General features: G+C 62.6%; 25 protein-coding genes. 9 read left to right on the top strand and 16 right to left on the bottom strand.

Annotated elements, in window-relative coordinates:
- Positions 1-172 precede the first annotated feature (172 nt).
- From AC0L2O_RS11755 to AC0L2O_RS11725, 7 genes are read right to left on the bottom strand one after another with little or no spacing between them, the layout of a single operon-like run.
- Positions 173-1,396 (bottom strand): phosphopentomutase, encoded by a 1,224-nt coding sequence (locus AC0L2O_RS11755; RefSeq protein WP_473369825.1) that lies wholly within the window; start codon positions 1,394-1,396, stop codon positions 173-175.
- Positions 1,384-2,337, bottom strand: a complete 954-nt coding sequence (locus AC0L2O_RS11750; protein ID WP_473369824.1) for a glycoside hydrolase 5 family protein — start codon at positions 2,335-2,337, stop codon at positions 1,384-1,386. Before AC0L2O_RS11750 ends, AC0L2O_RS11755 begins: the two co-directional genes overlap by 13 nt.
- The gene (locus AC0L2O_RS11745) at positions 2,337-3,101 is read right to left on the bottom strand and encodes a TIGR04290 family methyltransferase (RefSeq protein ID WP_473369823.1); all 765 of its coding nucleotides are present in this window, start codon (positions 3,099-3,101) and stop codon (positions 2,337-2,339) included. Before AC0L2O_RS11745 ends, AC0L2O_RS11750 begins: the two co-directional genes overlap by 1 nt.
- Positions 3,098-3,907, bottom strand: coding sequence for a nucleotidyltransferase family protein (locus tag AC0L2O_RS11740; protein ID WP_473369822.1), 810 nt, complete (start codon positions 3,905-3,907; stop codon positions 3,098-3,100). Before AC0L2O_RS11740 ends, AC0L2O_RS11745 begins: the two co-directional genes overlap by 4 nt.
- Position 3,908: 1 nt before the next feature.
- Entirely contained in the window at positions 3,909-5,012 is a 1,104-nt protein-coding gene (locus tag AC0L2O_RS11735) for a CgeB family protein (protein WP_473369821.1), read from the bottom strand.
- Positions 5,009-5,605, bottom strand: coding sequence for a histidine phosphatase family protein (locus AC0L2O_RS11730; RefSeq protein ID WP_473369820.1), 597 nt, complete (start codon positions 5,603-5,605; stop codon positions 5,009-5,011). The genes AC0L2O_RS11735 and AC0L2O_RS11730 overlap by 4 nt, the downstream gene beginning before the upstream one ends.
- A complete protein-coding gene (locus tag AC0L2O_RS11725) occupies positions 5,605-6,705 on the bottom strand; it encodes an inositol-3-phosphate synthase (RefSeq protein ID WP_473369819.1) in 1,101 nt (366 codons plus the stop codon). The genes AC0L2O_RS11730 and AC0L2O_RS11725 overlap by 1 nt, the downstream gene beginning before the upstream one ends.
- A 318-nt stretch (positions 6,706-7,023) precedes the next feature.
- Here AC0L2O_RS11725 and AC0L2O_RS11720 point away from each other — a divergent pair, with 318 nt between their 5' ends.
- Complete coding sequence (locus AC0L2O_RS11720) at positions 7,024-7,332, top strand: hypothetical protein (RefSeq protein ID WP_473369906.1); 309 nt, start codon at positions 7,024-7,026, stop codon at positions 7,330-7,332.
- 43 nt (positions 7,333-7,375) lie between these two features.
- Positions 7,376-8,272, top strand: a complete 897-nt coding sequence (locus AC0L2O_RS11715) for a glycosyltransferase family protein (protein ID WP_473369818.1) — start codon at positions 7,376-7,378, stop codon at positions 8,270-8,272.
- 4 nt (positions 8,273-8,276) lie between these two features.
- On the opposite strand, the gene AC0L2O_RS11710 is transcribed toward AC0L2O_RS11715, so the two are convergent.
- From AC0L2O_RS11710 to AC0L2O_RS11700, 3 genes are all read right to left on the bottom strand, one after another.
- Positions 8,277-9,059, bottom strand: a complete 783-nt coding sequence (locus AC0L2O_RS11710) for a Crp/Fnr family transcriptional regulator (protein ID WP_473369817.1) — start codon at positions 9,057-9,059, stop codon at positions 8,277-8,279.
- Between the two features lie 167 nt (positions 9,060-9,226).
- On the bottom strand, positions 9,227-9,775 hold the full coding sequence (locus AC0L2O_RS11705) for a hypothetical protein (RefSeq protein WP_369722261.1): 549 nt from the start codon (positions 9,773-9,775) through the stop codon (positions 9,227-9,229).
- A 16-nt stretch (positions 9,776-9,791) separates the two neighbouring features.
- Entirely contained in the window at positions 9,792-10,967 is a 1,176-nt protein-coding gene (locus AC0L2O_RS11700) for a zinc-dependent alcohol dehydrogenase (RefSeq protein ID WP_369722262.1), read from the bottom strand.
- A gap of 162 nt (positions 10,968-11,129) precedes the next feature.
- Here AC0L2O_RS11700 and AC0L2O_RS11695 point away from each other — a divergent pair, with 162 nt between their 5' ends.
- The gene (locus AC0L2O_RS11695) at positions 11,130-11,912 is read left to right on the top strand and encodes an SDR family NAD(P)-dependent oxidoreductase (protein WP_473369816.1); all 783 of its coding nucleotides are present in this window, start codon (positions 11,130-11,132) and stop codon (positions 11,910-11,912) included.
- Between the two features lie 273 nt (positions 11,913-12,185).
- On the opposite strand, the gene AC0L2O_RS11690 is transcribed toward AC0L2O_RS11695, so the two are convergent.
- A complete protein-coding gene (locus AC0L2O_RS11690; protein ID WP_369722264.1) occupies positions 12,186-12,380 on the bottom strand; it encodes a DUF3072 domain-containing protein in 195 nt (64 codons plus the stop codon).
- Positions 12,381-12,645: 265 nt separating this feature from the next.
- Between AC0L2O_RS11690 and AC0L2O_RS11685 the strand changes: the two genes are divergently transcribed.
- The 3 genes from AC0L2O_RS11685 (at position 12,646) to AC0L2O_RS11675 (ending at position 14,101) form a co-directional block, all read left to right on the top strand.
- The gene (locus AC0L2O_RS11685; RefSeq protein WP_409187731.1) at positions 12,646-12,852 is read left to right on the top strand and encodes a hypothetical protein; all 207 of its coding nucleotides are present in this window, start codon (positions 12,646-12,648) and stop codon (positions 12,850-12,852) included.
- Positions 12,849-13,070 (top strand): hypothetical protein, encoded by a 222-nt coding sequence (locus AC0L2O_RS11680; RefSeq protein ID WP_473369815.1) that lies wholly within the window; start codon positions 12,849-12,851, stop codon positions 13,068-13,070. The genes AC0L2O_RS11685 and AC0L2O_RS11680 overlap by 4 nt, the downstream gene beginning before the upstream one ends.
- 113 nt (positions 13,071-13,183) lie before the next feature.
- A complete protein-coding gene (locus AC0L2O_RS11675) occupies positions 13,184-14,101 on the top strand; it encodes an NAD(P)/FAD-dependent oxidoreductase (RefSeq protein WP_473369814.1) in 918 nt (305 codons plus the stop codon).
- Between the two features lie 57 nt (positions 14,102-14,158).
- On the opposite strand, the gene AC0L2O_RS11670 is transcribed toward AC0L2O_RS11675, so the two are convergent.
- From AC0L2O_RS11670 to AC0L2O_RS11655, 4 genes are all read right to left on the bottom strand, one after another.
- Positions 14,159-14,368 (bottom strand): hypothetical protein, encoded by a 210-nt coding sequence (locus AC0L2O_RS11670; protein ID WP_473369813.1) that lies wholly within the window; start codon positions 14,366-14,368, stop codon positions 14,159-14,161.
- A 140-nt stretch (positions 14,369-14,508) separates the two neighbouring features.
- Positions 14,509-14,898: a response regulator gene (locus tag AC0L2O_RS11665; RefSeq protein ID WP_473369812.1), complete on the bottom strand. Its 390-nt coding sequence runs from the start codon at positions 14,896-14,898 to the stop codon at positions 14,509-14,511.
- Positions 14,888-18,037, bottom strand: a complete 3,150-nt coding sequence (locus AC0L2O_RS11660) for a CheR family methyltransferase (protein WP_473369811.1) — start codon at positions 18,035-18,037, stop codon at positions 14,888-14,890. Before AC0L2O_RS11660 ends, AC0L2O_RS11665 begins: the two co-directional genes overlap by 11 nt.
- A complete protein-coding gene (locus tag AC0L2O_RS11655; RefSeq protein ID WP_148777175.1) occupies positions 18,034-18,273 on the bottom strand; it encodes a type II toxin-antitoxin system ParD family antitoxin in 240 nt (79 codons plus the stop codon). Before AC0L2O_RS11655 ends, AC0L2O_RS11660 begins: the two co-directional genes overlap by 4 nt.
- Before the next feature lie 320 nt (positions 18,274-18,593).
- Between AC0L2O_RS11655 and AC0L2O_RS11650 the strand changes: the two genes are divergently transcribed.
- On the top strand, positions 18,594-18,992 hold the full coding sequence (locus tag AC0L2O_RS11650; protein ID WP_369722274.1) for a DUF6894 family protein: 399 nt from the start codon (positions 18,594-18,596) through the stop codon (positions 18,990-18,992).
- Positions 18,993-19,009: 17 nt separating this feature from the next.
- Here AC0L2O_RS11650 and AC0L2O_RS11645 read toward each other — a convergent pair whose 3' ends face one another.
- Positions 19,010-19,981, bottom strand: a complete 972-nt coding sequence (locus AC0L2O_RS11645) for a Crp/Fnr family transcriptional regulator (RefSeq protein WP_473369810.1) — start codon at positions 19,979-19,981, stop codon at positions 19,010-19,012.
- A gap of 408 nt (positions 19,982-20,389) precedes the next feature.
- Between AC0L2O_RS11645 and AC0L2O_RS11640 the strand changes: the two genes are divergently transcribed.
- Together AC0L2O_RS11640 and AC0L2O_RS11635 are read left to right on the top strand one after the other, a co-directional pair.
- Entirely contained in the window at positions 20,390-22,198 is a 1,809-nt protein-coding gene (locus tag AC0L2O_RS11640) for an SDR family oxidoreductase (protein ID WP_473369809.1), read from the top strand.
- A 105-nt stretch (positions 22,199-22,303) separates the two neighbouring features.
- Complete coding sequence (locus AC0L2O_RS11635) at positions 22,304-23,614, top strand: hypothetical protein (RefSeq protein ID WP_473369808.1); 1,311 nt, start codon at positions 22,304-22,306, stop codon at positions 23,612-23,614.
- The last annotated feature ends 1 nt before the right edge of the window (position 23,615 follow it).

Below are 23,615 nucleotides of genomic sequence, written 5' to 3'. Positions count from 1 at the left end.
AGATCGACCTGAATGAGAGTGGAAGCGCGCTTTGCTAATTGGTCGGGCGACCCGCGCGCCAGTCACGTTCGAAGTTAGAAGCGGTGCAAGGAATGTTCGTTCCTCGAAAACGTACAAACGAAAGTTTCTCTAACCTGGATCAATAACCTGAGTGAATCGCAGGCGCGCTTTTTCAAAAGCGGATGCCTTGAAAGCTGGTGCCTTGGAGGAGCGGCGGCAGGTCGAGATGCGCGGCCACGGACGCGCCGATGTCGGCAAAGCCGGTCCGCCGCCCGATGCGCGAGTTTCGAGTCGCATTCAGGGCTAAAATTGGGACCTGCTCGCGGGTGTGATCTGTTCCGCCCCACGACGGATCGCAGCCATGGTCGGCGGTGATAATCAGAAGATCGTCACTTCGCAGGGCCTCCAGCAACTCCGGCAGGCGTGCGTCGAAGGCTTCGAGTGCTGCGGCGTATCCGGTCACGTCGCGGCGATGGCCGTAAGTCGTGTCGAAATCCACGAAGTTCGCAAACAAGAGACCGCCGTCTGCGAGCCCACGCAGCTGTTTGAGCGTGGCGTCGAAGAGTGCATTGTTGCCGTCGCCGCGCGTGTTCCGTCCGGTGCCGCGGTGGGCAAAGATGTCGTCGATCTTGCCGATCGAGACGACGTCGCGACCGTCACTCTCCGCGAGATCGAGGAGTGTTTGTTCTGGCGGAGGAACGGAATAATCCCGGCGGTGCGAGGTGCGTTTGAAGTCCCGCCTGGAGCTGCCGACGAACGGCCGCGCAATCACGCGGCCGATGTTCAGCGGGTCGATCAGCTTGCGCGCGATCGAACAAACCTCGTAGAGGCGTTCGCGCCCGAAGACCTCTTCGTGTGCGGCGATCTGGAAAACGCTGTCGGCGGAGGTGTAACAAATCGGTTCGCCGCTTTGCATATGGCGCTCGCCGAATTCTGCGATGATCTCCGTGCCGGAGGCGTGGCAATTCCCCAATGTGCCGGGTAGCCCCGCTTCCGCACAGAGTTGCTCGATCAGTTCGGCGGGAAAACAAGGTCTTGTTCTCGGGAAATAGCCCCACTCGAACGGGACGGGAACGCCGGCGATTTCCCAATGTCCGGATGGCGTATCCTTGCCGCGCGACAGCTCGCTTGCGCATCCGAACTGGAATTGCTCACGCGCGAAGCCGTCGAGACCTGGAGGAATACGCCCGCTGGCAAGTCGACAGGCTTGACCCAGGCCCATTGCCACGAGGTTGGGAACACGCAGGGGCCCCTCGCGCACCTCGCTATCGGCTTGCCCACACGCGCAGGCGTCGGCGATATGACCGACGGTGTCAGCGCCCTGATCACCGTAGTGCTGGGCATCGGGGGCGCCACCGATGCCGACGGAATCCATCACCAGGATCAGGGCACGCATGCACGCTCCTCCTCGGCCAGCCCAGGAAGCGAGCGGCGAGCCGAACCGCCGGTTCTGACGCAGTAGCGCTCGACCATTCGCGCGCAGAAATCTGCAAATTCGTTCACGTCAAGCGGTGGACTTGTGTGGTGAGCGGCGATGCCCCGATGTTCAGGCGTGAAGCAGAACGTGACCGTCACCTGAAACTCTGCCAGGGCATCCATCTGTCGGTCGAACCAATCGAGCGCGTTGGGACGGAAGCTATCGGCCCACGACAAGCCCGTCCTGAGATGCGCCACCCCGAGGCGCTGCATCCAGCGCACCGCGTCATCCAAGCGATGATCCTCGAAGTGGAACCACTGGCACAGGCCCATGTCGCGAGCATACGGGCCAAACCGGTCGAGCGCAGCCTTGGGTGTCCCATCTTCGCGCAGCAGCCCCATGTGAAAATGGCGATAGTAGGAGGAGCCCTCAGCCTCCTTGTGCCGCGTGGTGGCTTCCCAGGTGGAGGGAAGATCGTAGAGGCTGTACCAGTGGATACGTGGCGCGCGGCCGATCAGGAGTTCTGCGGTGCGCGACAGACCCCACGCCTGCACCTCTTCGGCACCGAAGGACGACACGCCGACTTCGGTCACCCAGACCGGGAGCGAGGTGACCGCTTTGATTTCGTCCAGCTTGGCCGGCCATTCCCCGATCTTCCACAGGTTCCAGTCCAGCGGAAAGCCGTGCACGGCCACTGCATCGACGTGATCGAGAACGCCGCGGGCCTGCATGTTCCGGATGAAGGACGGATCGATCGGCGAGATGCCGCCGAGCACGCGCGGCAATGTCGGATGCGCGCTACGGATTGCCTTGCCCGCGGCGGTGGCGAGGCCAGCAAACATCTCCCAATCGGGATCGATCAGAATGTCCCAATGCGATTTGTTGTTGGGTTCATTCCAGATCTTGGCGGCTTCGATCATCAGCCGGGTCTCCCGAAGGGATAGACGGGGCCGTCGGCTTGCGGCCGCTCGGTCCGCTTGCAGAGATAAACCTCGTCTTCCGGATGTGCGGTGATGGCGAAACCGGAGCTGCGGAGCATGGCTTCGACGCAGGCGCGATTGGGCACCCACCAATTGGTCGGATCATCGGCGTATTTGTGCTCGATGAAGTGGAGCTTGGGATAGCCTGCCGAGTCGAAATGTTCTGTGGTCCAGAAGTCATAATTCTTGTCGACGACGTCGACCTGACCGTCGCCGCGCAGCATCGATTGGAACAGCAGAAGATCGCCGGCCACGTGCTCATGGATGAGGTCCAGCGCGAGCAGCGGATGACGCAGGTGATAGAGCACGCCCATGAAGATCACGAGATCGAACTTTTCGCGGAGCTGTCCCACGTCATAGGCCGACATCTTGCGAAACTCGATCCTGAGCCCATTGACCTCCGCGGCGAAGCGCGCCTGTTCTAGATACTCCTCGTCAGTGTCGAGGCCGAGCACACGCTCGGCGCCGCGCCGCTTCATTTCCATCGCGTAAAAGCCGGCGTTGCAGCCGATATCCAGCACGGTCTTTCCTTCGAGCCGGTCGGGAATGACGCCGGAGAACCGTCGCCATTTGACGTTCGGGTAGTCGCCGAGAAAATGAGTGGGCGCGGTCGGGACACCGTCGAGATCGAGATTGTGAAACCACGGACCCAGCGCGTCGACGCGCCGGCGAATTTCGTCACGGGAAAGCGCGCCTTGGGTCATGCAACCGCTCCGTCATTGGTGATGGCCGGCGCGCGCGCCGTCTCCGGGGATCCGCCGGCGCGCAATCGCGAGCGGCCGTTTCCCGTGCCGCTTCCAGCCAGAAGGGCCATGGCCGTGCGATAGCCGTCGATGGTGCCGACATCGACATAGGATTCGCCTGCCTTTACTCCTGCGCCGCGACCGCCGGCGGCGAGGTAAGCATTGACCAGCGTGCCGAAATATTCGTCCCTGCGATCGCGCTCACGCCAGAGCGCCTGGAGCTGGCGGAACCCTTGTCCGGACATCCGAAAGGCGCCCCATATCCATTTTGACCCGGCATCCGGTTGTTTTACCTGGATTTCCGTCACCTCGTCGCCGTCGAGCATCACAGCGTCGAAAAACTCCGGATGCTCGACCGGAAACAGCAGGAAGGAGAGGTCGGCGTCGGGTAGAGCCTGCAACGCGGCCTTGGGAAACCAGACAGTGTCGGGAAGACCAACCACGACGTCCTCGTCCCGGCCGACCACGGTTCCGGCTCGGAAGACTGCGTCACACAATCCGGCTGGCTCCGGCTGCACCACATAGGCGAGCTGGGCGCTGCCATAATGGTCGCCGAAATATTCGAGGATGTCGGATTTCCCGGGTGAGATCACGAAGCAGATCTTGTCTGCACCGCCCAAAATCAAACGCTCCAGAAGATATTCAGAGACCGCGCAGGGACGGTCGGTGCCGTCGTCTCCGCGGCTGCCGACGGGCAGCAATTCCTTCGAAAAGGCGAGCGGCTGGATTCGGCTGCCGCGACCCGCAGCCGGGACGATGCCCCACATGTCAGGCCTCCTCGGGTTGTTGATGGCGCGTGCCACGACATGCGGCTCGTTCCAGCAACGAAATGAGTTCGCGGGCCCGCTTGTCAGATGTGTGCTGGTCCATGGCCCGCTCGCGCGCCTTCTGTGCGATGCCTCGAAGCTCGGCGTCGGGCATCGCCAAAGCGGCGAGTGTGTCGGCCTCGTCGCGTGCGATCAGGATCTCGTCGCCGGGAGTGAAGAACGCGTCGATCCCTGGCCAGTTGTCGCTCAGGAGCGGAACTCCGCAAGCCGCGGCCTCAAACAGTCGGCCAGACGGGCACCAACCCATCTCCGCCATCGCCGGTCGCGTGACATTCAGTGTCAGGCGAGACGACGCAAAGAACGGCGCATGTTCGGATGGCGGCAGATGTTGCACGAAATAGATGTTCGGCGACCACGGGAAAGTGTCGGGATACTGCGCGCCTCCGATCAGGAAGCGCAGCTCGTGCCGCGCCTGTGCAGGTCTCACGAACAATGTTTCGAGCGTTGGCTGGCGATCGTCGGAGTACGTCCCGAGATACGACAGGTCAGCGCGATAATGCGGCTGTGGCGAGACCGGCCTGTGAATGTCGGTGTCGACATGACCGTAAAGCGGCTCGACCTGACGCGCGCCGAGCCTGGTCCGGAACTCGTCCGAGATCCGCGGCCCCCCAGTGAAACTCAGGACCAGGTCGAAGTCCTTCAGGCCGCGTTGGCCGATATAGCTCACTGTCTCTCCCGCCATGAGCTTGGCCAGAGTGACCGGCGTATCGAGGTCGTAGAACACAGGGACTGCGCGACCTTCGGCAAGGATCAGTTCGGTCGCCGCGATCGCATCCGGACAATAAGAGGTCACAATTGCGACGTCGGCGTCGCGAATGTCGCTTCTCGCCGCCGGGCGCACGTCGTCCCAATCCGAAAACAGGGTCAGGCGACCACCGGCCAGTTCGTAAAGATCCCGGGCTCCAGCGTAATAAGGCACGTCGCGCTCGAAGAACACGATGGTGTGCCCGAGCCGCACCAGATGCTTGCAGAGGCCGCGCCACAAGGTCGCATGGCCGTTGCCCCAGGAGGAGGAGATGGTCAGACCGAAGATGACGATTTTCACGCAGACACCCGCTGGTTGATGCCGGTGATCGTGAGCCCACCGTTCTTGACGGTGAGCGTACTGATGCTGGCTGGATCAATCTCGATGGAGATGAAATCATCGAGCTCAATTCGGGAATAGTGCAGGAGTGCCGCCCGAATCGGCTCGGCGTGGCTGACCGCCACAATGATGTCGGCGCCTTGATCGCTTCGCAGTTGCTCGAGATGGTCCACGACGCGGCGCTGGAGCGATCGCATGCATTCGCCGCCGGGTGGACGGCTCGCTCCGCGCTGCGTATTCCAACTGGACCATTGCGCATCCCGGCCAAGGTCGTCAAAAGTTCGCCCGGTCCATGCGCCGTAATCCAGCTCGTCGAGGGCGGGCACGATCTCGATCGGGAGACCGAAGCGAGCGGCCATGATGCAGGCCGACTGCATGCAGCGCCGCTGCGGGCTTGATTGAATCGAGCTTGGCCGCGGCCCGATGAGATCGACACAACGCGCCATCTCCTGACAGCCGAGATCGTCGAGCGCAACGCCCTTCATCCGGCCGCATAGCATCCGTCCCAGCAGGGCGTGATGACCGTGACGCACGAGGTGAATGATCGTCGCCATCACGTATAGGCCTTGTCTGCGATGAAGGCCCGTGTCCGGCGTCCGGCCTCCTCATCGGTGAACTGCCGCGGCGGCGACTTCATGAAGTAGCTCGAGGGCCCCGTCAGCGCGCCGGCTTGTCCGCGATCCATCGCGAGTTTGGCGCAGCGGACCGCGTCGATCACGACACCCGCCGAATTGGGCGAATCCCAAACCTCCAGCTTGACTTCCGCACTCAGGGGAACGCCGCCAAAGGTCGTGCCTTCGAGCCGGATGAAAGCAAGCTTGCGGTCAGTGAGCCAAGGCACATGATCGCTCGGACCGACATGGATGTTGTCGGCGTCCATGGGAACATCGAATTGGCTGGTGACGGCCTGCGTCTTCGAGATCTTCTTGGACGTCAGCCGCTCCCGCTCGAGCATGTTCTTGAAATCGGTATTGCCACCGACGTTGAGCTGGTAGGTGCGGTCGAGCCTGACGCCGCGGTCGCGAAACAGATTGGCGAGCACGCGGTGAACGATGGTGGCGCCGACCTGGCTTTTGATGTCGTCGCCGATGATCGGCAGTCCGGCTTGCTCGAACCGCCGCTGCCAATCGGGATTCGAGGCAATGAAGACCGGGATGCAATTCACATAGCCGCAGCCGGCCTCGATCGCACGTGCGGCGTACCATTCGCTGGCGCGCTGCGATCCGACGGGAAGATAGGAGACCAGAACGTCCGTGCGCGATGTCGCCAGTACTTCCGCCACGTCAGCCTCTGGAACGTCGGCAATCGGGATGTCGTCCTGGAGATAGCGGCCGACCCCGTCCATGACGGGACCGCGTTGCACGATCACGCCGGTCTCGGCAACGGCGCAAAAGCGGTGCGTGTTGTTGGGTTTGGCCAGGATCGCTTCAGCAACATCGCGGCCGACCTTGGTTGCGTTGACGTCGAATGCCGAAGCAATCTGGATATCGCTGATGTGATAGCCGCCGAGATCGACATTCATCAACCCGGGCACCGGCTCGTTCGACTCGGCGTCCCGGTAATAGGTGAGCCCCTGGACCAGGGAGCTCGCGCAATTGCCGACACCGACGATGCCGACGCGCACGCGCCGCCTGTCTTGAAGACGTGAATGCATGGATTGAAGCCCTCCAGGACACAAGCGGCGCCGAACGTAAGTAGATCGGCGAACGTGCGGCGGGTATGTTCGTTCCTGCTCAGATCATGCTGTGGGGCGGCGAGAGCCTTTTCGGCTGCACAAAATGCAAGAAGCTTAACCTGGATTAGAATCCGTGCACGCGCGGAGGGAACGAACAGCTTCTTGGTTGAAGATGAAGAAGATGCGGCAGCCGTTCCTCACTGGCCAGAGAACCAATCCTTCCGGCCGGCGTTGGACGCGAAAGCGAGGCTCTCGACCGCGTGTCGGGGTCCAGCGCGCCAGCGAAGAAGGTGCCAAATGAACACGAGCCATGCAAAGACCAAAGCAAAGACTGAAGGCAGCGAAGCTCAGAAGACCACCGACCACGACGTCATTCGGAAATGGGTGGATCAGCGCGGCGGAAAGCCTGCCACCGTGAAGGCAACCGAGGAGGATGGACATGCCGGCATCCTGCGGATCGATTTCGATCCCCCCGATCAAGGCCTGGAGCGGATCGGCTGGGACGAATTCTTCGAGAAGTTCGACGAAACCGGGATAGCGTTCCTTCATCAGGATCGGACCAAGGACGGTCAGTTGAGCCGCTTTCACAAATTCGTAAAAGCCTAGACGGTCGCCCTAAATGGGCGGGACGGGCGGCTGGACGGAAGCAATGCGTGCGGGCGCGTTCGCGCAAGCCTGGGCGATCACCGATCGGGATCTGGCGAGGCTTGCGCTTGCTCCCAAGCATACGGGGCCGCGTCATCTCCAGCGGATCTGGCGCGGCGAGCCGCTCGCAGGCAGGCATGTACTTGTCCGCTGCTATCATGGCCTTGGTGATACGATCCAGTTTCTGCGTTTTATGCCCGCACTTGAAGCTGTTGCGCGCAGCGTGACGGTCTGGTGCCAGGCCGAGTTGTTGCCATTGGTCGAGCGAACGGAGGGCGTTGATCGCGCGATTCCGCTCCACGATGGTACGCCCGGCGTTGAGTTCGAGACCGACATCGAGATCATGGAAGTCCCCCATGCTCTCCGTGTCGGACGCGAGGCGGCCGAAATGCGCGCGCCGTATCTGAGCTTGCCGGACGATGGCGCGCGTGCGGAACCGTTGCAAAACTCCAGCGGCATGGCCGTCGGTTTGGTTTGGGAGGTCGGCGCCTGGGACAAGCGGCGTGCCATTCCCGCGGAGCTTTTGCGATGTCTTGCGCATGACGGCATCGCGCTTTACTCGCTCCAGCGCGGTGTGGGCGTCGATCGGCTCGCGGAGACGGGCGCGCAGGACGTCAGTACGCCTGACATTGTCGCGCTTGGGCATCTCCTCCGTCGGCTCGACCTCGTCGTTTGCGTCGACACGATGGTTGCGCACCTGGCAGGCGCGCTGGGATGCGAGGCCTGGGTGTTGCTGCATGCCGACTGCGACTGGCGCTGGCCTGCTTCGGAAGCACATACGTTCTGGTATCCGACCTTGCGGCTTTTCCATCAGAAGAATGTGGGCCAATGGGACGGCGTCGTCCAAGAGGTGCGGCGCGCGCTGCTCGCGCGTGCCGAGCTGAAACGCACGGCCGCATGAAGGTTCAGGCGAGCTCGACGCCCATCGAGACTGGTGTGAGCTGCGGTGCTCGCGCCGCGCTGTCGTGAGGACGGGTTCGCAGATAGGCGGGATCGAAGCCTGCAAGCCGGACAAGCCCCGGCCAGTCCGTGATCGTCATGGTCTTCCCATGCCATTGCAGGAGGTTGCGCCGACGCAACTCCTGAATCGTCCGATTTGCGTGGACCGGGGAGATGCCGCACGCGGCCGCCAGGTCCGATTGCGTGAAGGGAGACGAAAAGCTGAAGTCTCTCGCCAGACCGACGCCGTGGAGGCGCTCCCTGATTTCGCAAACAAGGTGCGCGACGCGGCAGAGGGCGTCACGGCTGCCCAGATTCACCGTCCAGTTTCGTTGGATGGCGAGATCGGCCAGCATCATCAGAAGCAGCGCCCGGGACATCGCGGGCGAATTCGCGGACAGCTCGCGAAAGAAGTCGTGAGGCACCAGCGCGATGATGGCGGATCCGAGCGTGACCAGATTGGCCCCGACCGAAGGATGGTAAAGCGTGTGCAGATCGGGAACGTCACCGGGCACGTATATCGCCGTGATCTGCCCGTCCTGTCCCGCCGCGACGTGCCAGCAAAGATAGCCCTGCAGCAGAAGGCAACAATGATCGGTCTCGCTGTGGTGTCGCACGACAGTCTGATGAGCGCCAACGTGCACGATGGTGCTTGGCATCTCCGCGAGCAGGTCGAGGTCCTCAGCGGTTAGATCGGTGAGGCTCGACAGTCTGTCTGCCAATTTGGAGAAGGCGAACCCTGCTTGCATCAGGCATCCAGTTAGACGTGGCCAGCGACCCATTTGACTTTGGTTGCAGGACTGTCGCATTAACGTTTGCTAAGTTGGCAGGCAAAGTACGTTGGCGCCCAGCACCCTCGAGCTCCCGGTCACATCGGGTGGAACTTCACGCGACAGGCCTTGACGGTCGCAATTGCTCAGGAGGGGACCACGGTCTTGGCTCGGCTGTTCGTCAGCTGCTTGGCCCGATCCTTCACCGCCGCGAGCCCCTTTGGAAATCCGCTGCGGTCCGGGTAGAGCCTGCGCCTTGCCTTGGGCGAGGGGCGCTTCGGCCTGGTGTCCTGCGCGGCGCGGTAATCGAGCATCGCGATGCCGCCGATCATGAGAAGAGCCAATGCGACATTGCCCTTCTTGGGATTGTCCGGCGTCAGTGCCGACATGAGCGCAGCAGCATCGAGGCCGTCGCCGCCGACACGCGCCCACAAGCCGGCGTTCTTGTCGACCGAGAGCGACATGATCCCGCTGACGATTTCCCGGGCACCGAATGCGCGCACCAGCGTCTCGTGGCCCTCCATCCCCAGCGTCTCCGTGACCCGCCGCGGCGCCAACAGCTCCGCCAATCCGAGCCCGATGCTGAACCAGCCGAGCGCACGTGCGAGCCGGTCTTCGGGGCGCGCGAGACTGCTCCCGCTCTCCACGATAGTCGGATCGCCCTTGGTCCTCACGATATTGCCGAAATGAAACATGTCTTGCTCGCTTCCTTCAGGGCTTCAACACGACCTTGACGCAGGAGTCCCGCTTGTCGCGAAACACCTGGTACATCTCCGGGCCCTGCTCCAGGGGTACGGTATGCGTGATCACGAAAGACGGATCGATCTCGCCTTGCTCGATCCGCCGAAGCAGGTCGTCGGTCCAGCGGTTGACGTGCGTCTGTCCCGTTCGCATCGTCAATCCCTTGTTCATGAAGGCGCCCATCGGAATCTTGTCGGAGAAGCCGCTGTAGACACCCGCGACGGAGATGATGCCGCCGGGACGGCAGACATAGATCATCTCACGCAGCACATGCGGGCGATCGCTTTCGAGCATCACCATCTGCTTGGCGCGATCGAGCAGCGTATCCGGCTGCGAGGCCATCACATGCGATTCCATGCCGGCCGCATCGATACATTTTTCCGGACCCCTGCCGTCTGTCAGCTCCTTGATCCGCTCGAGAACGCTTTCGGTCTCGAAGTTGATCGTGGTGGCGCCGCCGGCTTCCGCCATGCTGAGGCGTTCCGGGATGCAGTCGATGGCGATGACCTGATTGGCACCGAGCAGGATGGCACTGCGGATCGCCATCTGGCCGACCGGGCCGCAGCCCCAGATCGCAACGGTGTCGGTGGGCTCTATGTCGCAATGAACCGCGGCCTGCCAGCCGGTCGGGAAGATGTCGCTGAGAAACAGCACCTGCTCGTCCGGAATGCCGTCGGGAACCTTGATGTGCGTGGCATCGGCAAATGGCACGCGCAGATATTCCGCCTGGCCGCCCGGATAGCCGCCGGTCAGATGCGTGTAACCGAACAGTCCGGCGGTGGTGTGTCCGAACACCTTGTCGCCGAGCTGCCGCTTGCGGTTGGTGGTCTCGCACACGGAGAAATTGCCGCGCTTGCATTGATCGCATTCGCCGCAAATGATGGTGAAGGGCACGACGATGCGATCGCCCTTCTTGAGCTTGCCGTCCACGCCGGAGCCGACCTCGACGACTTCTCCCATGGTCTCGTGTCCCATGATGTCGCCAGGCAGCATGCCCGGGATGAAGTTGTGGAACAGGTGCAGGTCCGAGCCGCAGATGGCGCAACTTGTAACCTTGATGATGGCGTCACGCGGATCCTGAATCTCCGGATCGGTCACGGTGTCGCAGCGAATGTCCTCCTTGCCGTGCCAGACGAGCGCTTTCATGCATGTCTCCAGGTTGAGCTTGACGCATCTAAGTCGAGCAACAAACGATGGTTGCTATGGAAGCTTGAAAAAAGCGGCGTCGGCCGCGAGATGTCGCGAGATTTGGAACGAGCCACGGGCGCGGCGATTGAGCGGGATCATCGACATTCGAAGGATCTGCTTATGCCAGCCAATCAGTTTGCCGTCGTCACCGGAGCTTCCACCGGCATCGGTCTGGAACTCGCGAAATGCTGTGCCAAGGCCGGCTTCGATCTCGTGATCGCGGCCGACGAACCGGCGATCCAGGGAGCCGCCGATGAGCTCCGCGGTCTCGGCGCCAAAGTTGAATCCGTCCAGGCTGATCTTTCAACGACCGGCGGCATCGACAAGCTCTGTGGCGTGGTGGGTAACCGGCCGGTCGATGCACTGCTCGCCAACGCCGGTGTAGGTCTCGGCAAGGCGTTCCTCGATCAGGAGTTCGATCGCGTCCGGCGCGTGATCGATACGAACATCACCGGGACGCTTTACCTGATCCATCGCGCGGGTAACGAGATGCTTCGGCGCAAGAGCGGACGCATCCTGATTACCGGCTCGGTCGCGGGATTCACGCCCGGCAGTTTCCAGGCGGTCTACAACGGGACCAAAGCGTTCCTGGACTCGTTTTCGTTCGCGCTTCGGGAGGAGCTGCGCGATTCCGGCGTCACCGTCACCTGCCTGATGCCCGGCGCGACCGAGACCGAGTTTTTTCGCCGGGCCGATATGATGGACACCAAGGTCGGGACTGAGGAAAAGGACGACCCTGCCGATGTCGCGAAGGCTGGTTTCGAGGCGATGATGAGCGGAGAATCCGATATCGTGACCGGCTTCAAGAACAAGGTCCAGACCACCGTTGCCAACGTCACGCCGAATGAGCTGCTTGCCAAGCAGCACCGCAAAATGGCCGAGCCCGGCACCGCGAAGTCCTAGATCGGGCCGAGAAAAAAGATGCGTCGCCGCCTGCAAGAAATGCGACGGCGCAGGCCCCCGATTCACATTTCATAATGCCGCCGCGACCCCGAGCCGTCAAAACTACGGCTTGGAACGAGGGCGGCGGCGATGGACCATGTGGAACTGTTTTTTCTCGGCACCGCCTTTGCCGGCTTTGTGCTGATGATCGCGGCGCTGGTCTGGATGGCCGTGGCTTGACGGGCCATCAGCGCGGAACAGCTTTCGGTGAGGGCGACGACCGCCTGCGCCTTGTCACTTCTCCAGCCCCGCTTCGGCGCGCAGCTTGTCGATCAGCTCCGAGGCTTGCGCCTTGGTGAGCTGGTTCTCGGTCGGGTCCGGCTGGTTGGCCTGCTCACTCAGGGTCTTGAGGTAGGAGGCTTGCGCGCCGGTCATCGGATCATCCCCGGACACCCACTCGCTCGGGTCCTTCTCGGTGTTGTCTGCCATCATGATCTCCCATCGTTATTCGCCCAACGCGCTGCCTGTGCATCGGTTCCGCTTTTGTTCTTTGCACAGATCGAGAATAGACGGGGCGGAGATCGCGGAAATCTCGCGCGGAATTAACCTATCCAAATGCGGGAACGCGGCTTGCGCCGGAAGCTGACGGTAGTGCCGCTTGGTCGTCCAACGCCGGCATGATCCCAGCCCCGGCGCGCCATACCTCCCGCCCGGGGCCGGCTTCCCCTTTTCAGAAGCAGCCGCGGAAGCGCAGATGACCGCCACACGCAAGCGAACGAAACAGACGCAATCGCTCCAGGAGCGCTTGCTGACATCGGCTGACAAGGCACGCGAGCGCGCGCAAAGCATGCCGCCGGGCAAGGCGCGCGACATGCTGCTGCGCCGTGCGATGCAGGACGAGGTGACCTCCAGCTTGACCGACTGGTTGAGTGCGCCCGGCTACAGAAGGCAGGCTCAATGACCATGCACAGCATCAGGCATTACCGCGCTTTCCAGATCGACTCGAACGGTCACGTTTTTGGTTGCATCAATCTCGTCTGCGGTGACGATGAAGAGGCAAAGCGCCAGGCTGCTTCGCTCGTGCTCACCCATCGCATCGAGCTATGGCGCCTCGACAGGCGCATCGCTCGTTTCGATCTGCCCAGTCAGGGCGCTGACTCTGCCGGCCTGATTGGCTAGCTCGAAGCTGCATTGCGCTCTGCTCGCCCTGCGGTTCGGAACCGCGCGTCGCGGCCTGGGTTGGTCGAAGGCTCGCGCTCCGCGAGCTTGATGCCGAAGGCAGGTTTTCCGCGATGACGGGCCTCGACGAAACAAGCGCGGCGATGCCGCTTGATTGCCTGGTCATCGGCGGCGGGCCGGGCGGCTTGATGGCTGCGATCTATCTCGCACGCTTTCGGCTCCGCGTATGTATTGTCGACGCCGGTGCAAGCCGCGCTGGCCTCATTCCGCGAAGCCATAATGTTCCCGGCTTTGCGCACGGCCTGTCCGGCAGCGAGCTGCTCGCACGGATGTCGGCGCAATTGGCAGAGCTTGGGGTGACGCGAGTGAGCTCCGAGGTCAGTCGTTTGGCGCCGGGCCCGGGTGGATTTCGCGCCACATGGGCTGGAGGCGGGGTCGACGCCAAGGCTGTCGTGCTCGCCTGCGGGATCGTGGATCACCATCCGCCGTTCGAGCAATGGCGGACCGCGGTCGCGGACGGTCTTCTGCGCTACTGCCCCGTTTGCGATGCCTATGAGGCGATCGACCGCCGGATCGGTGTCGTCGGTCCGCCGGCTCACGCCGCAAGCAAGGCTATGTTCATGCGCGGTTACTCTCGCGACGTGACTCTGCTCGCGACCGCGCCTGCCGATGCCGACGCAAGAGCGCGACTGGCCGCGGCCGGGGTGGAGATCGTGGAGGCCGCCGATGTGCAATTGAAGCGCCGGGGTCGCAGGCTCGAAGCCTGCTTCAACGGAGGCGACAGCGCGGAATTCGATGTCGTCTACCCCGCGATGGGAGCCGAGGTGCGCTCAGGGCTGGCGGTCTCGCTGGGCGCGGAACATACGTCGGATGGATATCTCAGGATCGATGATCATCAGCGCACATCCGTCGCCGGCCTGTATGGCATCGGCGACGTCGTGACTGATTTGCACCAGATCTCCGTCGCTTTCGGCCACGCGGCGGTGGCAGCATGCGCGATCAACAATAGCCTGCCGCGACGTCTGGTGTAAGCCCGTCGACCCACAGCGGCGGCTCCGGACCGCGCGCGTCGCTGCTGAAGCCGAGGCCTATCGCGAGGCACGCTTCTGGGGATCATCGCGGCGCTGGGCCGCCTCCGTATTGGCGTCGAGTTGCGCACGCTCGCCTCTGCGCAACCGGCCGCTCTTCATGATGCCGTACAGGATCGCCCCGCCGAGAATGAAGGCGCCTATGAACATCAGCCAAACTGTCGTAGCCGAGAAATCTCCAAGAAGCATTCCGACGCCGCTATTGCCCATATCCGCTCCTCGCTCTGCCTTCCCAGGACGGAAAGTCGGGGCACGCGCCAAGGTTCCTCCGTCGCAGATAACGCCGACGAGGCCGGTTGAGCAGGCGCCGTTCCCGCTGCGCACAGGCGCAGGAGGGCAGGGACGTCGCTTTAAGCCGCGCGATTGTTGAACAATGCACCGAACATTGACAGCAGAGTGGCTTGGTCGAACGGCTTTTCACATCGCGGATGATCCCGGTAGCGACCTTCGAGCGCATCCCGGCCGTATCCGGTCGCAAACAGGAATGGAATGGAGCGCGCGACAAGCGCATCGGCGACCGGATAGGAGTTGCTGCCATGCAGATTGATGTCGAGGATGGCGCCGTCGAAGCTGCCGGGCTCGTTCTCGACCAAGGCAAGTGCTTCCTCCAGTGAACCGACCGGACCGACGACGTGGAAGTCCGCTTGCTCCAGGAAGTCGGTCAGAACCTGAGCGAGCAAATAGTCGTCCTCCACGACGAGAATCCTGCGGACTCGAAGGGTTGCAGCTTCACCCGTCACTCAATGCTCCCTGTCTTGCGGCGGCATCCGTCGCCGGGAGCGGCAATTCGATCCGGCAGAGAAGCCCATCCTCGCCGAACGAAAGCTTGGTCTTGGCGCGCAAGGTGTACGCGAGCGCCCGCTCGATAAGGTCTCGTCCAAAGCCCTTGCGCGCCGGCTTCGAGAGCTTCGGGACTCCGGTTTCCTTCCAGTTCAGCAGCAGAGTCGGAATGCTCTCGCCGTTGGTCTGAATGCTCCAGCGGACCTCCAGTTTCCCCTGGCTCTCCCTGAGCGCCCCGTACTTGATGGCGTTCGTCGCAAGTTCGTGCAGGGCAAGTCCGAAGGTCTGGACCAGTTCGAATCCGAGGGCGACCGGCGGGCCGGACACCGATACCCTTTCGTCGGCCGCGCCGACGGCCTGCAATTCAAGTCGAATGATATCGCCGAGGTCGATGTGATCGTCCATCGATCCGCTGACAAGGCTCTGAACGCGGCCGAGTGCCGCAAGCCTGGTCAGGAACGCTTCCAACGAGCCGCCCTTGCCGAGGGTTTGTTGAGCCAGTGACTGGACCACGGACAGCAGGTTCCGGGTTCGGTGTTGAAGCTCGGCGATGAGAACGCGCTGCCGCGCCTCCGAGCGCGTCAGGCTCGTGACATCGATGAACGTGACGATTAAGCCTTCGATCTTCTGGCCGCCATCGCGGTAGGGAGCCAGCCGCACCAAATAGTGAGGGCCTTGTCCTTCGTCATCGACCCGTCTCTCGATCGGCTCCGCGCTTGCAAACACCTTCGCAATGTCGTCTGCAAAGCCCGCAAGGCTCAGCTTGCTTGAAAGATCCGTGATTGGCCGTCCCTTGTCGGTGGGAAGTATGTTGAAGACCTTCGTGACCGCCGGGGTGAAGCTGCGAATGACGAGGTTTCTATCGAGAAAAACCGTCGCGACGTCGGTACTTTCGAACAGATTCTGCAGATCGTTGTTGGCGCGATCCAACGCGTCCACCTTGCCGTTGAGCTCGGCATTGACCGTATGAAGCTCTTCATTGACCGATTGCAATTCTTCCTTCGAAGCTTCGAGTTCCTCATTGGTTGACTGCATCTCCTCGTTGACGGAGACGAGCTCTTCATTGGAGGACTTCAGTTCCTCGAGCGCCGTTTCGTACTCCTCGATCATGGACTGCAGGCGATCCCGGGTCTCGCGTAGCTCGCGCTCGGTATGTGCGGCCACGCCGTCATGACTGACCTGAGCCCGGTTCAGCGCCTCCTCCCGGCTGAGCACAGGCCCCTGGTCGGAAAAGAGCACCAGGTAGAGCGGTTCGCCGGCCGTCCGGTCGCCCAGCGGCTCGATTGTCACATCGACGATCTGGACGCCACCTTCCTCGCTGTCCAGCGAGACGCCGCTGCGCGTGGCCGTTCGTCCGGTTTCGACTGCTTCCCGGAACAGGGTTCGCAGGTCGAGCCGGAGGCTCTTGCGAGCCATCGTCAGCAGCTGCCGCGTCGGTGCCCCCGCCGGCGCTTCCAGATATTTGCCGGTCCGTGTCGAGTAGTAGACGACGTCGCCGTCGTGATTGACCACGACATGCGGAGGAGCGAAATGCTCGACGACCTGCTCCTCCACCGCCTGGCGCAGGGCAAGGCCGGCGAGCGGCTGCCGCCGCGCCACGAGGTCCGTACCCGGTCCCGGGCGCAGGCCGTGCAGGGCAATGGGAAGGCGCGTTGGAGAGGCTGAATCAGCCCGCCGGCGAAAAATCCGGTGTTTCTTCTCGATCGGCGCAAACAACTCCGCGAACTGGCTGACGTTCTCGGCCGAGCCGAGGAACAGGTAGCCTTCAGGGCGCAATGCGTAATGAAAGGTCGGGATGACCTGGTTCTGCACGTCCGCCCCAAAATAGATCAACAGGTTGCGGCAGGACACCAGGTCGATCCGCGAGAAAGGCGGATCGCGAATGACGCTGTGCGGCGAGAAGATGCAGAGCTCGCGCACGTCCTTGGAAACGACATAGCTGCCGCCATCCGACACAAAGAAGCGCTTGCGCCGTTCCGGCGAGACGGTATCCAGCAGCGCGCCGGGGTAGCGGGCTGCCCGCGCCACCGAAAGCGCGCGGTCATCGATGTCGGTTGCAAAGATCTGCACCCGCGGTACGGCGGTCAATCGGTCCATATGCTCCCGCGTCAGGATCGCGATCGAGAACACTTCCTCTCCGGTGGCGCACCCAGGGATCCAGATTCGAACCGTGTCGTCGGCCCCGCGCCCTTCGAACAGCTTGGGAATAACCGAGGCCGCGAGCGCCTCGAAGGCATCTTCGTCGCGGAAGAAGTTCGTGACGTTGATCAGCAGATCGCGGAACAGGGCGCCGACTTCGGGAGGCTCCTGCCGCAGCCGCTCCACATAAGCCTCGACCGTCGTGAGTTGGGTCACCTGCATGCGGCGCTGGACGCGGCGGATGAACGTCTTTGTCTTGTAGCCGCTGAAGTCGTGGCCAATCTGATTGCGCAGGATCCCGTAGATTTCCGGCAAGGCCTGGCTGATCGTCAAATCATCGGCGCTGTCGGCAGCGCCATTGACCATCTGTTCGAACAAATGGTTGGCGCGGACAAACTCGACCAGCTTCGTCCCCATGTCCTCGACCGGAATGGCGAAATCGATCAAGCCGGTCGAGATTGCAGCATCCGGCATATCCGGATGCTGGGGGCCGAAGCCGTCGCCGACCTGCGCAAAGGTAATCCCGCCGCGCTCCTTGATCGCCTTGACGCCAAGCGTGCCGTCGGAATCTCCTCCGGAGAGAATGACGCCACCGGAGAGCTCGCCGATATCGACCGCCAGCGCACTCATGAAGATGTCGATCGGCTTGCGCTCGCGGCGAGTATTGTTTTTGCGCAGGGTCAGCCGTCGGTTCTCGATACTAAGGATGGAATCCGCAGGCATCACATAGATGTTGTCGACCTCGACGGTCATGGCGTCGGCGGCGACCCGCACCGGCAGGTCCGTATAGCGGCTCACGATCTCATGAAGGAGACTTTCCCGGTCGGGACTGAGATGGGTCACGATGACCAGCGCGAGCCCCGGTTGTGGAGGCAGGCCGCGAAAGAATCCTTCCAGCGCTTCGATGCCGCCGGCTGACGCGCCAAGGCAGATGATGGGAAAGTCTGCTGTGTCGGTCACGATCGTGGACTCCGCGACCGTGCGGCAACGCCGTTAACCTTGGCTCCGGTAAGCGGTCGCTTGGTCAGGCCGGGCCAGGATGAAGGCTGCGATTGCGAAGCGTCTCTCTCCAGCAGGCGCAGTGCCGCCCTGACGACCTCGCTCGATGTCCGGAAACGGCCCGAGGCGACTTGTGCAGAGATGAAGTCGCAGAGTTCGCCCGTCAGGGACACGTTCAGGGTGTGCTTGCTGGGCATTTGCGGAGCTCCGCTGGGTGGCAACCTCTGCTACCCTCGCAGCAAACGAGCCCGTGTCAAGAACGGGATCGCCCCCTGGTAGGTTCCAAATCACGGTTCGTCGTGCGCACCGCCGGGATCATTCTGCGATGGGGCAAGACGAGCGAGCCAAGCGCCGGTCCGACGCCGGCAGCGAGTATTGTCACGATATGTGTAAGTGGATAGGACGTATCGGCTCGGATCGGTGTATGATCTGCGGCAAATAGTTGAGAATGTCCAGGCACGACCAGCCGGTGAGGACGTTGTCGGCAGATTGATGCCTCTGAGGAAAGGACGCCGCGATGCCGCGTTTCTTTTTCGACTTCAGTTCGGGCGGCACGGTCGTGGCCGATGATGTCGGGACAGAATTTCCCTCGCTCGAGGAGGCGTATCTCGATGCGTGCCAGTCCGCCCTGGAGATATCTTTCGAGAAGCTTCGCATCCGCCGCGATCCCAACCTCGATTCGGTCGAAATCCTGGACGCCCGACGCCAACCCTTGATGCAAGTGCCGTTCTCGGATGTGCTTCGTCCGAAGCCTTCGTCGTCGCCTGCCAGACAAGGTCAATGCACCGAGATCGCCAGCTCCTACCAGCAGCAATTGACCCGCGGCAAACGCCTCAAGGCCGAAATCCGCGAAGAGCTGAGAAAAATGCAGACGACATTCGGCGCCATCCGCGCCAACCTTGAACGTCTCAAATAAGGGGACCGATCTCGAGACTAGCTACGGGCATCATCACTCGAATCCAGCGCCTGCACCGGGTCGAGATACTCTGGGTCGAATTCGGCGGCCTCATACAGCCCTTCTCTGTCGACGATGGTGAGTCGGCCCCGGCTGAGGTCGACCAGTCTCCGGTTGCGGAGCTGTTGCAAGACCCTGTTCACGTGGACGGTCGACAACCCCAGAATGTCGCCGAGCTCACGCTGCGTCAGGGGGAATTCAAAATCCTCGGAGCCGCTCCTGCTGGCCAGTGAACGACAGGCGATTTCGCACAGGAGATGAGCCAGGCGTGCCTCAGCCGGCTTGCGGCCGAGCCAGATCAGCCACTCTCGCTGGACCGCCGCCTTCCACGCTGTTTCGCGCCAGAGCGCCCGCATGATCGTCGGCCGCTGTTCCAGGAGGGGATATAATTCGGCCCCTGCAATGAACAAAACCAGTGCGGCCGAGAAGGTGCTGATTGAATTGCCGCATCGACCGAGCACGAAATCCCCGGGATTGAGAGGATCGCCGGGCAGGAAAATGGAGACGATCTGCTGGCTGCCGTCTTCCAGGGTCCGGGTGGCGCGAGCCGCGCCGCTGCACAGCAGGAGCAAGGGAGCGGAGTCGGATCCTTCTTCGACGATCAGTTCGCCCTTGGCGAAGTTTCGCGCCTGCGCGATCGAAAGCAGCGCCTGCTGATCCGCGACTGACAGGACCATTCGGCGCGCGAACGTTGTCAGCAAGGAAGACAGATTGGGCGCGATCGGTTGTGCCGGTATGATGGGCGCCATCTGAGCACCTCTTTGGGCGGAGGACGCCGGGGTGCCCTCCATCCAGGCCCGCAATTCGGCATAGAACTCCAGCAGGCTCGCCTCGTTCAGCAGCAGCGTTCTGAGGTGCCCCTCCTTGGACACGGCCATCGCGCGCCGTTCGGATGCGAGCTGTCGAAGCTCGCCGACAGTTCGGCCCTGTATCGTGAGGCGATGCAGCATGCCCAGATGCCCTCTTCACTAGAACGAAGTACAGCTTTGCCGGTTCCCTGCAAGTTCCAACTTCCTCTCTTGGGGTTCCCAAGGCCTCGGGAGGAGTTTGGGAAGCCTCAATTCCGCCGACAATTGTCGCCGCAGAATCAATGGGGAATGGCCGGTGCGGCAGACAATTTGGAGCGGCATCCGGACCGCGTCTGTGGCGGTCGCCTCAATCACATCTGCTTCAACCCAAGGGAGCGGCGGGGATGGCAGCGGCGGCGGTTCGGGCGAAGCGGGAGGGGGGCCGCCGGCGCAGCGGCCGTATCGGTGGGACGGTGACCCCGGCCGGTCGATAGAGGGGGATGCGGGTTCTAAGAACCATGGACGGGATCGCTGGTTGAGCCTCGATACCCGATCGATGTGGAGCAGCATATGCGCGAGAACGTCCAGCATGACGGCCTGACACAGGTTTCGAACGATATCTGGATATTCGATGCTGCACCGATTCAGGCCGCGGGTCTTCCGATGCCGCTGCGCATGAGTGTCGTAAGACTCTCGAGCGGCGATCTGCTGCTGCATTCTCCCGTAAAATATTCACCGGCCCTGCGCGCGCAGCTGGAGCGCCTGGGGACCATAAAATACCTGCTCGCGCCCAACGTCGCGCACTGGATGTTCTTGCGCGACTGGCAAACTGCTGTGCCCGAATTGGTCACGTTCGCTGTGCCGGGCCTGGCGAGCCGCAATCAGGTTCGTCGGTCCGGCGTTCGCATCGACCGCGAGCTCGGCGATGGAACTCCAGGTGAATGGGCAAACGACGTCGAGACTGTTCTGGTGATGGCCCCGTTCTTCTGCGAGGCCGAGCTGTTCGACAAGCGCAGTCGAACGCTGATCCTGACGGACATCGTGCAGAACATTGATTCCGGCATGTTTCCAGCTGCGTCGAGACCTGTCGCCGGTCTGCTTGGCATCACCAAGCCTGGCGGAATGGCTCCGGTCTACCTGCGCCTTCTGCTGCGCCTTGGTGGTCGTTCTGTCCAAGCCGCGGCACGGAGAATGGTCGGCTTCGCGCCGGAGAAGGTGATCTTCGCGCATGGCGATTGGTTCGCCAGCCGGGGCACGGAGCGTCTGCGCCACTCGTTGCGCTGGCTGCTTCCCGAAAGCAGTTCAGGACGCATGGCCGGACAAGAAGCAATGGCGGGAACACGCGTCGTCATCACCGGCGCCTCCAGCGGCATCGGGCACGCGGCGGCGCTGGCCTTTGCCGAGAAGGGTGCAAGTGTGGTCCTCGCCGCCCGACGTGCAGATGTGCTCGAACGCCTCGCATCGGAATGCGAATCCGTTGGTGGCCGTGCGCTTGCGGTGCCAACCGATATGACCGATGCGCAAGCCGTCAAGCGCCTCGCCGACCAGGCGGATCAATCCTTTGGCGGGATCGACGTCTGGATCAACAACGCCGGTACCGGCGTCTTCGGCGCCTATCAGGACGCCGACATCGCGTTGCATCGCAGAACTGTCGAGGTGAATCTGTTCGGCACCATGAACGGAGCGCACGCGGTTTTGCCGATTTTCCTGCGCCAGAATCGGGGAATCCTGATCAACAATATCTCTCTTGGCGGCTGGGCGCCGACGCCGTTCGCTGCGGCCTATACGGCCAGCAAATTCGGCCTGCGCGGCTTCACGTCGAGCTTGCGGCAGGAACTGGCGGCACACCCGGACATCCATGTATGTGGCGTGTTCCCTGCGATGGTCGACACGCCCGGCTTCGTCCACGGCGCGAACATGTCGGGGCGCAGACTCGATCCGGGTCCGCTGCTATATCAACCGGAGGACGTTGCCGCGACCTTCCTGAGCCTGGTCCGTCAACCCCGAAGTGAGGTCGCGGTAGGTTGGCCGGCACGGGCGGGCCAGGTCGCGTTTGCACTCGCGCCCCGTCCCACCGAGCTTCTTATGGGTTTCGCGTTTCGCTGGCTGTTGTCGCGGGCGCGTCCGGCAGACAAGACCGAGGGAACGATGCTGGAGGCGGGGCCTCAAGGGAGGTCCGCCGATGGCGGTTGGCTCGCGCGCAAAGGACTTCCGCCCGCGGCCGAGCTCAGCAAACTTATGGTGTGGATCGGCGTTGCGACCCTGGTGCTGGTGTCGGCCTCGCGCGCGGCGGCCGTGCCGAAGCGGCGCGAAGTCCGGAGATCGCCGAGAAGGTTGAAGCGCGGAAACAGCTATCTAATGAGCCATCGAAGCCGATAACGGAGTCGAACGTCACAACCGACCGGCCAGCGATCTCGGCCGCAGTCCCGGCGCAGGATCCAAATCCGACCGTCCGCGTTGTCTTCGTGCGGTCAGGGATCGATCATGGAAACGCTCGAGACTTACCTCGACAGGAAGTACGAGGAGTTCGAGCTATTGAACGGCGCGCTCAAGAAGCCATTGGCCGTTCGCCGCCCGGAATCGATCGCCGAAGTGATCGAGCGTAAATTCCACCTCGCCGCAGCGCTAAAGGCCGAGCATGCTCTCAACGGATGGGCGTCGACTGAAACAGCTTGGGCCCAGCCGGACCGGCGGCGGTCCGGACCGTTCGAATTCAGCTACGACTATCAGCGTGCAGACCTCCACGTCATTGGCCCGTCATTCTACCGGCTTGAGGATACGGACGTTGACGCGTGCATTTACACCTCGTCCGGCATGGCGGCGATCTCAGCGCTGTTGCTGGCCTCCGCCCGCGTCGTGGGCGAAGCGGAATTGCTGCTCTTGCCGGGATCTTACGGCGAAACGGTGGAGCTCATCGACCTTCATGCCCGGCATCTGAGGCCTCTGGTGCTGGATAGGCCGCTCGGCGAAGCGGTATTGCCGGCTCGCCGGCCCAGGATGCTGCTGCTCGATTCCTGCGCGGCGGCCGAGGACTTTGCCGCGACGCTGCGGTGCGCCAAGCCCGGGCTGGATCTGGTGATCTTTGATACCACCTGCTTCTCAAGCGGATCGGGGCGTATCGGCCGGGTGATTGACTGGACGCGACGTCATCGGATTCCCATTGTCCTCGTCCGCAGCCACACCAAGCTGGATTCTCTCGGGCTGGAATATGGCCGCCTCGGCTCTGCCGCGTTTGTTCGCGGCGGTCCGGCGGATACCGCCGGGCGCGTCTCCGTGCGCAGCCTGATTGGCGAGACGCGCGTTGCCGTCAGACTATTCGGAGGCGCGGCGCTGCCCGCGCACTTTCCGCCTTATGCGGGCAGCCGCGCTTATCGAAGTCTGACCGACAGGCGTATTGCGGCTATGTTGCAGAACAGCCGGCGCACGGCGCGTTGCTTTGCCGGGGAGCTTGCTTGCGGCTCTGCGGTACTGCATTTCGCCCACGGATTGTACGTCACGCTTGCCCCGGCAAGAGCGCTGGATGAAGCGCAGGCCAGGCGGCTCGCTGCGGAGTTGAGCCACGACCTGACCAAGGTCGGGCTGCCGCTGCGTCATGCGGGGAGCTTTGGCTTCGACTTCGGCGCCACCGAATGGAGCTACGACAGGAGGCACGAACGCCACGTCGTGAGGATTGCGGTGCCGGATCTGCCAACGGCACTCTGGGACGAGGTCGCCCTCGCCGCAGCAAACTGGTGGCGAGCCGGGCAGGCGCCAAAGCGCGCGCGTGCCGATAAAAATATCATTTTGTTTCAATGAC

The organism is Bradyrhizobium sp. Kon10 (assembly GCF_055807395.1).
This window is presented reverse-complemented; position numbering and strand designations above follow the sequence as displayed.

Excerpts from the sequence above, each read along its gene's own strand:
- AC0L2O_RS11755 (WP_473369825.1), bottom strand. The coding sequence starts at position 1,396 with ATGCGTGCCCTGATCCTGGTGATGGATTCCGTCGGCATCGGTGGCGCC.
- AC0L2O_RS11750 (WP_473369824.1), bottom strand. The coding sequence starts at position 2,337 with ATGATCGAAGCCGCCAAGATCTGGAATGAACCCAACAACAAATCGCAT.
- AC0L2O_RS11745 (WP_473369823.1), bottom strand. The coding sequence starts at position 3,101 with ATGACCCAAGGCGCGCTTTCCCGTGACGAAATTCGCCGGCGCGTCGAC.
- AC0L2O_RS11740 (WP_473369822.1), bottom strand. The coding sequence starts at position 3,907 with ATGTGGGGCATCGTCCCGGCTGCGGGTCGCGGCAGCCGAATCCAGCCG.
- AC0L2O_RS11730 (WP_473369820.1), bottom strand. The coding sequence starts at position 5,605 with ATGGCGACGATCATTCACCTCGTGCGTCACGGTCATCACGCCCTGCTG.
- AC0L2O_RS11725 (WP_473369819.1), bottom strand. The coding sequence starts at position 6,705 with ATGCATTCACGTCTTCAAGACAGGCGGCGCGTGCGCGTCGGCATCGTC.
- AC0L2O_RS11720 (WP_473369906.1), top strand. The coding sequence starts at position 7,024 with ATGAACACGAGCCATGCAAAGACCAAAGCAAAGACTGAAGGCAGCGAA.
- AC0L2O_RS11715 (WP_473369818.1), top strand. The coding sequence starts at position 7,376 with ATGCGTGCGGGCGCGTTCGCGCAAGCCTGGGCGATCACCGATCGGGAT.
- AC0L2O_RS11710 (WP_473369817.1), bottom strand. The coding sequence starts at position 9,059 with ATGCAAGCAGGGTTCGCCTTCTCCAAATTGGCAGACAGACTGTCGAGC.
- AC0L2O_RS11705 (WP_369722261.1), bottom strand. The coding sequence starts at position 9,775 with ATGTTTCATTTCGGCAATATCGTGAGGACCAAGGGCGATCCGACTATC.
- AC0L2O_RS11700 (WP_369722262.1), bottom strand. The coding sequence starts at position 10,967 with ATGAAAGCGCTCGTCTGGCACGGCAAGGAGGACATTCGCTGCGACACC.
- AC0L2O_RS11695 (WP_473369816.1), top strand. The coding sequence starts at position 11,130 with ATGCCAGCCAATCAGTTTGCCGTCGTCACCGGAGCTTCCACCGGCATC.
- AC0L2O_RS11690 (WP_369722264.1), bottom strand. The coding sequence starts at position 12,380 with ATGGCAGACAACACCGAGAAGGACCCGAGCGAGTGGGTGTCCGGGGAT.
- AC0L2O_RS11685 (WP_409187731.1), top strand. The coding sequence starts at position 12,646 with ATGACCGCCACACGCAAGCGAACGAAACAGACGCAATCGCTCCAGGAG.
- AC0L2O_RS11680 (WP_473369815.1), top strand. The coding sequence starts at position 12,849 with ATGACCATGCACAGCATCAGGCATTACCGCGCTTTCCAGATCGACTCG.
- AC0L2O_RS11675 (WP_473369814.1), top strand. The coding sequence starts at position 13,184 with ATGACGGGCCTCGACGAAACAAGCGCGGCGATGCCGCTTGATTGCCTG.
- AC0L2O_RS11670 (WP_473369813.1), bottom strand. The coding sequence starts at position 14,368 with ATGGGCAATAGCGGCGTCGGAATGCTTCTTGGAGATTTCTCGGCTACG.
- AC0L2O_RS11655 (WP_148777175.1), bottom strand. The coding sequence starts at position 18,273 with ATGCCCAGCAAGCACACCCTGAACGTGTCCCTGACGGGCGAACTCTGC.
- AC0L2O_RS11650 (WP_369722274.1), top strand. The coding sequence starts at position 18,594 with ATGCCGCGTTTCTTTTTCGACTTCAGTTCGGGCGGCACGGTCGTGGCC.
- AC0L2O_RS11645 (WP_473369810.1), bottom strand. The coding sequence starts at position 19,981 with ATGCTGCATCGCCTCACGATACAGGGCCGAACTGTCGGCGAGCTTCGA.
- AC0L2O_RS11640 (WP_473369809.1), top strand. The coding sequence starts at position 20,390 with ATGCGCGAGAACGTCCAGCATGACGGCCTGACACAGGTTTCGAACGAT.
- AC0L2O_RS11635 (WP_473369808.1), top strand. The coding sequence starts at position 22,304 with ATGGAAACGCTCGAGACTTACCTCGACAGGAAGTACGAGGAGTTCGAG.